Annotated in this window: 8 protein-coding genes; 4 read left to right on the forward strand and 4 right to left on the reverse strand. The window is 48.7% G+C overall.

All coding sequences use genetic code 11. From position 1 onward, the window contains the following. A partial coding sequence (locus DEF47_RS11820; RefSeq protein WP_287045150.1) for a glycoside hydrolase family 6 protein occupies window positions 1-549 on the forward strand: 549 nt, incomplete at its 5' end. A gap of 87 nt (window positions 550-636) precedes the next feature. Here DEF47_RS11820 and msrQ read toward each other — a convergent pair. The 3 genes from msrQ to DEF47_RS11835 form a co-directional block, all read right to left on the reverse strand. Beyond that, a complete protein-coding gene (gene msrQ / locus DEF47_RS11825) occupies window positions 637-1281 on the reverse strand; it encodes a protein-methionine-sulfoxide reductase heme-binding subunit MsrQ (protein WP_012189678.1) in 645 nt (214 codons plus the stop codon). A gap of 112 nt (window positions 1282-1393) precedes the next feature. Continuing rightward, the gene (gene msrP / locus DEF47_RS11830; protein WP_012189677.1) at window positions 1394-2302 is read right to left on the reverse strand and encodes a protein-methionine-sulfoxide reductase catalytic subunit MsrP; all 909 of its coding nucleotides are present in this window, start codon (window positions 2300-2302) and stop codon (window positions 1394-1396) included. A 195-nt stretch (window positions 2303-2497) separates the two neighbouring features. Further along, window positions 2498-3286 (reverse strand): class I SAM-dependent methyltransferase, encoded by a 789-nt coding sequence (locus tag DEF47_RS11835; protein ID WP_012189676.1) that lies wholly within the window; start codon window positions 3284-3286, stop codon window positions 2498-2500. Window positions 3287-3543: 257 nt separating this feature from the next. On the opposite strand from DEF47_RS11835, the gene DEF47_RS11840 reads away from it, so the two are divergent. Beyond that, window positions 3544-7836, forward strand: coding sequence for an AAA family ATPase (locus DEF47_RS11840; RefSeq protein ID WP_012189675.1), 4293 nt, complete (start codon window positions 3544-3546; stop codon window positions 7834-7836). Window positions 7837-7853: 17 nt separating this feature from the next. Here the strand turns inward: DEF47_RS11840 and DEF47_RS11845 are convergent, their stop codons facing one another. Continuing rightward, a complete protein-coding gene (locus DEF47_RS11845; RefSeq protein WP_041304414.1) occupies window positions 7854-8102 on the reverse strand; it encodes a hypothetical protein in 249 nt (82 codons plus the stop codon). 70 nt (window positions 8103-8172) lie between these two features. Between DEF47_RS11845 and DEF47_RS11850 the strand changes: the two genes are divergently transcribed. Together DEF47_RS11850 and DEF47_RS11855 are read left to right on the forward strand one after the other, a co-directional pair. After that, window positions 8173-10578, forward strand: a complete 2406-nt coding sequence (locus DEF47_RS11850; RefSeq protein WP_012189674.1) for a hypothetical protein — start codon at window positions 8173-8175, stop codon at window positions 10576-10578. A 12-nt stretch (window positions 10579-10590) separates the two neighbouring features. Then, a complete protein-coding gene (locus DEF47_RS11855) occupies window positions 10591-11268 on the forward strand; it encodes a hypothetical protein (protein WP_012189673.1) in 678 nt (225 codons plus the stop codon). The last annotated feature ends 74 nt before the right edge of the window (window positions 11269-11342 follow it).

Raw genomic sequence — 11342 nt, forward strand, 5'->3', positions numbered from 1 at the left:
GGTGGTGGCAACCCGATTCGCTCGTCGTTGTTCTACGAATGGAACCCGTACTTCGACGAAACCGACTATGTGTTGGCGATGCGCAATGCCTTCATCACCGCCGGATTCCCCAGCGGCATCGGGATGTTGATTGATACCAGCCGCAACGGTTGGGGTGGCACGGCACGCCCAACGATGGTGAGCAGCTCGAATTCATTGGAAATCTATGTCAACGATTCGAAGCTGGATCGTCGCCCACATCGTGGTGGCTGGTGTAACCAAGCCGGGGCAGGGATTGGCGAACGGCCAACAGCAGCCCCCGTGAGCGGGATTGATGCCTATGTGTGGGTCAAACCGCCAGGCGAATCAGACGGTGTGGCGACGGCAGGGGTGATTGACCCAACCGACCCAGCCAAGCAGTTTGATGCGATGTGTGACCCGAACGCGCAAAACCGCTACAACACAGCATACCCAACCAATGCATTGGCGGGAGCACCGCACGCAGGTCGCTGGTTCCCATCGCAATTTGCAATGTTGGTTCGCAACGCCTATCCTGCAATTGCACCGTAGGTTAGTTCCAACGCTGGACTAGCCACGATAGGCAAGCGAATACTCGTTCAAGGCTCAACGATTGTTAAGATCGTTGAGCCTTGAGCTTTAAGCGGTTTCGGTTGGACGCTCAGGTTGGTTTGCTGGCTGGATTTGGCGTTTTGGCAGCCAACGCCGCAGGACTGGCAATCGCAATAATAGGAGCAAGCCAATCGCAGCACCATAAGCCAATGGTTCGCGAACATCAGCTTTAACTAACCAGACATAATGTAAAATGACTAGGCCAGCAATCACATATACCAAGCGATGTAACAAGCGCCAGCGCTTGCCGAGCCGTCGCATCCAGCCCTTGGTTGAAGTAATTGCTAGAGGAATTAGCAACAGCCAAGCAATTAAGCCAACGATCATATAGCGTTTTTCGCCAATGGCCTCACTGATAAACTCCCAATCGAAGCCATAATCCCAGCCCACGAAAATCAAGAGGTGCAGGCAAACATAGAAAAAGGCATATAAACCCAAAGGTCGGCGTAGCATCGTTACTTGTTTAAATGGTGTAAAGATTTTGATTGGCGTGCATGCTAACGACAAAACCAAAATAACCAAGGCGGTTTTGCCAGTGCGCAGAGTCGCCGCCTGAATTGGGTTGACCGTCAGTTGATCGGTTAAATAATCGAAGATCAATAACCCAAACGGCACAAGACATGCCACATGGACTAAATAGCGCAGCCAATGACGTTTGAGTTGACTCACCATGTGGCCTACCTTTTAATTAATGATATTGCTATGATTTACCAGTTGCTGATCAAAGCTGCTTCGCTTCAATCATCGAGCATGCATCCCTCGCCCGTTTTGGGCTAGTGAGAGATTAATAGTTAGCTTTCAAATCCAGATCTTTGTAGAGCGCAGCAACTTCATCGGCATAACCATTGAAGGCCAAGGTTCGTCGCCGACCAGCCTCACCAATGCGGCGTTCGGTGGCTTGCGACCAGCGTGGATGCGGCACATCGGGATTAACATTGGCATAAAACCCATATTCATCAGGTGCTGCGTTCATCCATAAACTGGTTGGTTGCTCGGCCACCAGCTCAATTTTAACGATTGATTTGATGCTTTTGAATCCATATTTCCATGGCACTGCCAGCCGCAAGGGTGCGCCATTTTGGGGCAAAATTGGCTTGCCATACACGCCAGTTGCCATCAAGGTTAAATCGTGCATGGCTTCATCGAGCCGCAAACCCTCGACATACGGCCATGTGTAATAACTACTGCTTTGGCCTGGCATTTCTTCGGGGCGCATCACCGTTTCAAAGCGCACATATTTGGCGGCGCTGGTTGGCTCGACTTGTTTCAACAAGCCAGCGAGGCTAAAACCCGTCCATGGAATGACCATCGACCAGCCTTCAACACAGCGCAACCGATACACCCGTTCTTCTTGGGTAAATTGCTTGAGCAAATCTTCGATTGCAAAGGTTTGCGGTTTGTTGACCAAGCCGCTGACTTCGACTGTCCATGGGTTGGTCGTAAAATTCTTCGAAGCATCGGCAACTGCTTCTTTGTTGGTGGTAAATTCATAAAAATTGTTGTAATTGATGATTGATTCATAGGGTGTTTGCACATCAACGCCCGCTGGCAGGTCGCTGGTTTCACTGGTCTCGCTGCCACAGGCGGCTAGAACGGTGGCGCTACCAACCAAGGCTGCCGCTCCCTTGATAAATTGGCGACGTGAGTAGAACAACGCTTCGGGTGTTATCTCCGAGGAAGGAATCTTTTTCATGCTCAGCATCCTTATTAATTAACAACCACTAACCCAACCTACGTCTGGCTAGCCCAAATAGATCCAAGTTGCTGTTGTTAGTATAGCGCTGAGATATTAATAGAGTATTACAACGGGCTTACAGCTTGCGATCAATAATAATCTGTAAAACAGAATTTGGTGGCGATTGCATTTGTATCGCCACCTTTAATCACGTTATTCTGCTACGACACCTTTGATTGCATTAGCATGAGCTTCGATGCTAATGTGACCATCGGCGGCAATTGGTAAACTCGCTTGCAGCTGCGTTTGGACTGTTTGTTGTTGGGTGGTCGTCATTGCCCGAATTTGCGGGCCTACGCTGGGTGCGCCAGTGACGGTTTCCCAGTAATCAGCAAAATCTACAAAGTTGCGCCGTACTTTAATTACCGCAGTTTCAACCTTGGTCAGGCCTGCTTGTAGCCAAAGTTCGTGCATAACGGACAGTTGCGAGGCTTCAACGCTCGGTGGACGTGGCACGCTAATGCCTGCATCGATCAAGGCTTGTTGTAACAAAACATAGGGAAAGCCACCGCCGAACATATCCCAGGCATAGGCTGAGACGCTGCCGCCTGGAGCAACTACCCGCGCCATTTCGGCCACGCCCTGAGCTGGCTCAGGCACAAAGAAAATAACCAACGGCATGACTGCCGCATGGACACTATTATCCGCCAGCGGCAAGGCCATGGCATCAGCTTCATGCAGTTCGGCAGGGTAATTAGCCAAACGCTGACGGGCAAAAGCAATTTGAGCGGCTGATGGATCAACTCCAGTAATCATGCTTGGCTGATGGCGTTCAACCACCATTTCGGTGAACGCTCCGTTGCCACAACCAACATCGAGCCAATTTAAACCAGTTTTGGGGGCAAGCCAATCGAGAAATTTAGCGCCAACCAGCTGACTCCAAATGCCCATATAGCGCTCATAGGTTGCGCCATCTTCAAAGCGAATTTGGGTATTTGCCATTATATTGACATCCTTCCACACAATAAATCCGTGCTGGCACTATAGTAGAAGCGCTAGGTTTTTTCAACTTTGGGTTTAGGGATCAGATTTCAGTGATCAGGGTTCGGGGCATTGGAATAAGCAGTCTTTGCGATCTTCGCGTTCTTCGTGGTTTCAGCTTTCGTGTCCTTCGTGTCCTTCGTGGATCGAACATATAATCAAATAAATCTGTGCTATGATCTGGCGCGATCGATTGAATTGAAGAGAGGATACTACCAATGCACAATCAGATTTTGCAGGAATCCGCTAACCAGCGGGAAAGTGCTCGTTTGTTGCAGTTGCGGCTCACGGGCTTCGTTGGGCGTGAAGCCGAACAGGCCGCGATTCGCGGATTAATCGACCAAACCCGCCCAAGCGGTGGCTACGTGTTGGTGACGGGCGAGGCTGGAGCGGGTAAAAGTAGCCTGATCGCCCAATTAATCGTGAGCGCTGGGCTGGCCCAAACCCCGCAGCATTTTATTGCGCTGACCCCAGGCCGTGCCTATCAACTCGACCTGCTGCGTAGCATCGTTGCCCAGCTCATGCTCAAACACGATCTGGTAATCAACTATTTTCCTGCCGATAGCTACCCCGCTTTACGCCTTGAATTTGGCCAGTTGTTACAAACGCTCTCAGCGCGTGGCATCAGCGAAACGATCTATCTCGATGGCTTGGATCAATTGCAGCCTGAGGTGGATGGAACCCGCGATCTCAGTTTTTTGCCCTTACAGCTGCCGTCTGGCATCGTGATGGTGCTTGGCTCACGACCTAACGAGACGATCGCTAGTTTAGCGCTTGAACACGGGGTCGTTTATCAGGTTCCACCGTTGCGCGAGCAGGATGCGGTTGGGCGTTGGCAGCAGGTCCAGCCGACGTTGGAGCCAGTGAGGTTGCATGGTTTAGCGCAAGCCGTCAAGGGCAATGCCTTGTTGGTCGAACTAGCGGCCAATGTACTGCGCCACACCACATCAGCGGAATTGCTGCCATTGCTCGACCACGCCAGCGCTGACGCGACCAATCTCTTCCGGCTGAGCCTTGGACGGATCGAACAAGCAGCACCGCACCACTGGCAATCGCTGATTCGCCCATTGTTGGCAGTGTTATTGGTGACCCAAGAATCGCTTGAACTAGCGGTGCTGGCGGCGATTCTCGAACAACCAACTGCTACAGTGGGCGAGGCGCTGGCCCTGATGAGCGATTGGGTGAGTGTTGCCGCCGATCAGCGCGTGGCTTTGCGCCATTTGTTGTTTCACGATTTTCTGATCGACCACGAATTTGCGGCAGCGGAACGCCGTGGGTGGCATGGACGGATGGCTGCGTGGTGTGGCGCAGCGCTTGACCAGATTTGGCACGATAGTACAGAATCCGTTGAACAGGCACGGCGCTGGTATGCGCGACAGCATTACATCACCCATTTGGATTGCGCAGAACAATGGGAAGCATTGTGGCAAGTGATCGATGCGGGCGAGTATGGCGAGCAGAAAGTGCGCTTTGAGCCAAGCACCCGCTTGTATGGCTTGGATTTGGATCGTGCTCGCGAGAGCGTGATTGCTGCTGGCCAAAGCCTTGAGCAGCAGCTTGAACTCTTGCCGCGCTTGTGGCGCTATAGTCTACTACGCACCAGCCTCACGGCCCATGCCGATCGTTGGCGTGACTATCATTTTGTCATGTTGGCGATGCTTGGGCGGGTATCTGAGGCGCTAGCCCAGCTCGATATTTGTTCGAATCAAGTATCCCAAGTGCGAATCTGGTCGCAACTATTGCCCTATCTAGAATCTGATGTACGCTGGCGAATCTTCCAGCGCATGGAGCAAACAGCCCGTAGCATCCCCGATCCGCGTCGTCGCGATTATGTGTTGCATCTCGTTGCTGTGGCCTATGCCGACTATGACTTGCTGAAAATGGCCTATCCAATTGCGATTAGCCTTGGTGATAGTCGTGATGAAACGCTGGCACATTTGATTGACGTGGCGATTAAACAGCATGATTTAGCCTATGCTCAAGCCATAATCGGGTATGTTCAAGCACCGGCAGCACAGATTAAGCATGCCTTGAATGTAACCAATGCCTTGATTGAAGGCGCAGAATTTGAGGCAGCCCGACACGTATTGGCCGACATTATGCCCTTGGCCCAAGCGGAGCATATTGTTGAAATTAATAGTTTGATTGCGTTGATTGAATGGCGATTGGGTAACCAGCAACAATCCCAAACATTGCTGGATGAAGCCCAAACCATGAGCGCACACTTAAACCCCGATCTGCGATCTGATGCGTGGTTGGCGGTGATTAAGAGTTATGTACATCAAGGCGATTTGCTCAAGGCTGCAAGTTTGCATCGAAAAATTCAATCAGTACAAGTCTGGTGTGATCTGATCATGTTTTATCGTGATCGCGCTGAAGTAACAATAGCGACTGAGTTGGCTATTGCTATGACCAATGCCCACTTTCGTGATTCGGCCTGTTTTGCGCTGGTTGAATGGTATTGTACCCATGCTGAATTTGCGGCTGCCCAACGCCTGATTGAATTAATCGGTTTCGATTGGGACAAAGTTAAAGCGTATTGTTTGCTGGCAAGTAGTTATGCTGAAAATTTGCAATTTGAACAAATGCTGGCAGTAATGCAGCTGGCACACCATACCGTCCCGCGCGAGCAGCAACATTCGATTCCAAGTTTGTTAGTCATTGCCGATACCTATGCCCGCCACAATCTGCATGAGCAAGCCCGTAGTGTGTTTGAACAAATATTAGCACTCTTTTTGAGCGGCCAAAGGTATAATCGGGATGAACATAACCTACACTTTGTGCAAAGTACCCAGCGCTATGGCTATCTCGATCTTTCCGAGCCATTGATTCAACGCTTATTTACGCTAGGAGATTATGGGTTTAATAATGATCTCGTTGAGCGGATTGCGAAAGTCTATGCTGAACAAGGCGAACTTGCCCAAGCAACCCAGATTATTCAATCAATTGGTCAAGATTATCAGTTTATCCAAGCGGCTCAAGGGCTGGTGTTGAGCACAACCAACCAGCAATCTGCTGCTAGCGAATCGTTATTGCTTGCGGCGCGGCAACGGGTTGCCCAAATTAACTCCGATGGGCCGTCTGCCCTAAAAACCCTTTGCGAGCTAGCTGATACAGCGTTGCAGCTTGGATTAACCGCCATCGCCCAAACGTTGCTGAGCGACGTTCATCAATCTCTACTACGCAAGCCACATCTCCTACATCATCCCTTGCTCCAATATGAAGCGTGGCTGCTCAAAAGCTATCAAGCCCAACATAAACTAGCCGATCTGATAGAGCTTGCACGGTTAATCGACGATCCGCAAGCCCATGATCGGTGGATTGGCGCAATTCTTGAAGCCTATCTCCAGGCTGATGATGTTGGACAAGCCTATCAGCTGCTTCGGTTATTTAATGATTTTGCGGATGTCTATGCTAAAAGTGCTTGTAAACTTGCGATCAAAGCCAGCCAACTAGGGTTAAATGAGCTTGCAACCCAAGTGCATCCTGAAGCACTCTCAGCCTGTGAGACCGTTCGAGAGTCGCGTTATCGCATTGAGTATCTCAGAGATCTTGCGGTTGCCCAAATTAACTATGGTGATGCAGGCTGTTTAGCCCGCTTATTGCAGATTTTTCGCGAGCAGGAAGCAGTATTCGGCCAGATCGATTGGTATATTGAAGCGCTTTGCGCAATTGCGGTGGCCTTTGCCGAACAAGGCGATGCTGTAGCGTTTGCTGATTGGCTAAACTATGCACATAAGCGGGCTACGGCGTTTCCCACTGGCTACCAAGCGCTTGCTGAAACGTATTTTGGCTATACTCCAGATTCGGCTATCAAGGCATTTTTGGATTCTATTGAGCAGCTGGTGCAAATAAGCCTAGATCAGGGCTATGCAGATACTGCTCTTGAGGCGTTGGCTAAAATATATACAAGCTATGCAGCCCATGGCCATGCCGAGTTTTTGGTCAAAGCCCATCAAACCGCAATTAGTATTCCTAATCGTGACTATCAATATGCTGCACTTGTAACCGTTGCCCAAGCGTATCTGAAGATCAAAGTTATGCCAGAGCTACAAGTGATTATTAGTGAACTGAGCCAACTTGGCTTTGATTTTTGGATATTTCAGGATCTTACTGCAAGTTGCATTGAAGAAGGCGAGCTTCATTTGGCATACCAGTTGATTCTGTTCGATGAGCGTCATCCAGTCAAGGATGAGGTCATTTGTAACTTGATTGCCCGCTTAATCCAAGCCGATCAGCCGATAATTGCTTATCAGTTAACAAGCGAGATCTACGAGGCTGATAATCGGGCTGGCAGTTTGCAACAAATCATTCATTATTATCTTGAGCGTCAGCAAATCACTGATGTTATCAAGATTATTCAAACCACATGGCGCGACTGCCAAAGGAGTTACGAATTATGGCAATTAAGTACAATCATTGTGCCGTTGATTCCCCACTACCCATGGCTTGGCACTGCCGTGCTCGATAGCGTGCCCTGGCTTGAACAGCAATTAACTCGCTTGAATTAAAACGTTTGAATGGCGCGTCAAGGCTTCCTTTGGGCTAAATGTTCAATTAGCCAATCGAGTCGCTGATCGGAGATTGATCCATGAAACCAAGCATAAACATAGGTAACGGCATCAGGATCAAGCTCCAACAGCAGATACAGGTAATCGGCCATCTCTCTGCCAACCCCAAGATTTTTTAGTTGATGGAGAATTGTTGATGGCGGGTTCCCTGCATGATGGAGCGTTATAATCAGCGATTTGATTGATTCAAACATTGATGAATGCATATTAACCATCACTCCCAGTTAGTTGTCGATCACCATCTCATGAATGTTGTTTGCGGAGAGGGTCATTACGATGGATACTATTGAACAGCAGCTTGAATTGTTGCCGCGCTTGTGGCGCTATAGCCTGCTGCGCACCAGCCTCACGGCCCATGCCGATCGTTGGCCTGATGAACTCTATGTTATGTTGGCAATCATTGGACGTTTACCAGAGGCCTTGGCACAGATTAATGTTTGCGCTTATCCAGAACGTCAAGTGCTTGCTTGGGCGCGAGTGATTAAATACGCCGAGCCGCAGGTTCAATTACAGCTTTTGCAGCGCATCGAGCATTCGATTCGTTCTATCCGTGATCCTGAAGATCAGACCTTTGCTTTGTCGTGTCTTGGCCTGGCCTATGCTGAGGCTGGTATTCCTAATGCGACCTATCCAATCTATCAAGTTATTGATCGGCCTAATCTAACGGTTCAAGGGTTGTTGCTGCAGGCAAATAGGTTGGCTAGCCAAGGTTTGTCTGACCAAGCGTATTTACTTTTTGATGAACTATTCATGACGATTTTCGCCATGCCTCAGTACGAGCAATTGTACCAATTAATGTTGCTTGTTCAGAGCGCCAAGCGTGCTGGGTATAATTCGCTTTGTGAGCGGATTATTCAGAGCCTCTATGTTCCGCACGAAGCCCCTACGTTCAACTCGGCAATTCAGGAGCTTGCTAAAGCCTATGCGGCATATGGTGATTTTGCCGTTGCCCATCAGGCGATTCAATTGATTAAACAGCCGCGCAGTTTTATCCATGCGGCCCGGCAAGTGGCGGTGATTGCCTGTGAAAAACAAATCCATACCCATACAGCAAGTTTGCTACAAGCAGCCCATGAACGTGTTAAGCAGCTTGAGGATATTGATGAACACATTTATCTGTTGGGACAACTAGCCATCCCTGCACGGCAAGCTGGCTTAATCGAGCTGGCCCAAACCTTGATGGATGAAGCTTTTCATAAACTAATTGGTGTGCAGCACCAATATCCGCCTGTAGCTACTAGACTGCTTATTCAGAGTTATCAATCTCAACATGCCTTGGCTGATGCCTTAGCGATCATACCATTCCTTGATAATCCCCAAGCCCATGATTACGTGCTTGGTAACATTATTGAGTGCTATTTGAATGATAATGATCTTACGAATGCTCATCTGCTGTTGAAATTATTTAAACCCCATGAACAGACATATGTAGCTGCCGCTAGTAACCTATTGATTAAGGCTGGTGCGCAGGGATTAATCGAACTCGTTTGGCGGCTTTATTGGGATGTCATGGCTATATCTAAAGCGATTAATGATCATGTTAATCATCGTAATTATTTTGTCTACGTTGCCTGTAATCTTGCGACTGAGGCGAGCACGCATGGGTTAACCGTGCTAACGCCGCGATTGTATAGCGAGGCGATTCAGGCATGTACCACAGTTGATCATGGATATACTCGGCTGCGGTATCTCAAGGATTTAGTGCTTGCTCAGATGAAACATGGTTTGGTTGCGAGTTTCCCCAATTTGTTAGCTAGTTTACGCCTAGGAGCTACCCAATTAGAGATTAATACTGCATTGAATGAATTTCTTTGCCCAATCGCGGTGGTTTATGCTGAACAGGGGAATTATTCGGCATTTGATGATTGGTTCAATTATGCCCATACCCAATTGAAAAATAGCACCCAAACTGATCATAAAGCGCTTGTGTCGGGCTATCGAACGCTGATTAAGACCTATCGTACATCTGCTTCTGATTGGATGAATTCAGCATTTTTAGCAGCGGTGTTGCCAAGGTTGCAGGTGATCGCCAACACAACACATTTGGCTAGTGCTAAAAATCTATTGATAAACATTTATGCGGATTATGCGAGTGAAGGGCATCCAGCCTTTCTCGCTCAAGCATATGAGATGGCGATTACAATTGAACCGATAGCTGATCGGCTCAATGCGCTTAAATCACTTGCCAAGGTCTATGCGAAAGTAAATGATGGGCCGCATTTACGGGCAATTATTGCTGAGATGATTGAGCTTGAGCTTGATGATTTAGAGTTTGAGTCGATTGCCTTGGTCTGCGCTAAACAGGGAGATTTTGCCTATGCCCAAGAATTGCTGGCACGCCAAGAGCCAGCCCCATGGAAAGATGAAGTTTTATGGTATTTGATTGCCAAGCTGATTCAAACCAATCAAGTGGCTACTGCATGTCAGTTAATTCCAAGCCTAAGTGAAGGCTACAAACAAGAACGCGAGTTTCAAAAAATCATTACCTACTATCTTGAACGTCAACAATTGGCTGAAATTGGGCAAATTGTTCAAGATGTTTGGCGTAACTGTATGAGCGATACTGAATTATGGCAATTAAGTACAATCATTGTGCCGTTGATTCCCCACTACCCATGGCTTGGCATTGCCGTGCTTGATAGCGTGCCATGGGTTGAACAGCAGTTAGCTCGCTTGAAGTAAATGAGGATCGCTATGCAGCCTGATTATTATCTGCGTCGCCCACCATTGCCAAGTGAACCAGCCTTAATCGCTCAATTTGAGGCGTTGTGGGCTGAAATTGAGCGTTCGAATACGCCGCTTGATCTGACTGATTTGCTGTCTGGGCCGCGTTGGCCATTTTTGGCGTACTTGGCTGAACATAAACCAGTGCTCTTTCATGGATCGGGCAATCCAAGTTTGAGCAAGCTTGTGCCACGGCAGGCCAGCGATATTGTTGAATTTGGCAATCAGCGGGCGGTTTATGCCGCCTCTGATGGGATTTGGCCGATTTTTTATGCGATTCTGGAGCGTGAGCCGCAAGAAGTTTCGTTGTTGAATGCCTGTTTTCGTCAGGTTAAGCCTGATGGTAGTTTCTCTGATCCCCATTACTTTTTCTCGATTGATGATCAAACTTATCTACGTCAGCCATGGCGTACTGGCACGATTTACCTTCTGCCCCGCGAAGGCTTTATTGCCAAGCCAATCAGCTACAAACGTGGCATGACCCTGCAAATTATGGAGTGGGCCAGTGTGCATGAGGTTGCCCCAATCGCTCGCCTCACGGTTGGCCCACAAGATTTTCCTTTTTTGAACCAGGTGCGTAGCCATAATCTAGCCCGGTTGATCGAACAAGCCAATGCCGACCCTGAAGGATTTCCATGGCTTGAATAAAGGTGCTAGCTTATTTGACATAATTTTTTAAACTCGATTGAGCAGCCGAATTTCACGCTCGCGCCGCAACGACC

Source organism: Herpetosiphon sp. (assembly GCF_003512625.1).
GTDB classification, from domain to species: domain Bacteria; phylum Chloroflexota; class Chloroflexia; order Chloroflexales; family Herpetosiphonaceae; genus Herpetosiphon; species Herpetosiphon aurantiacus.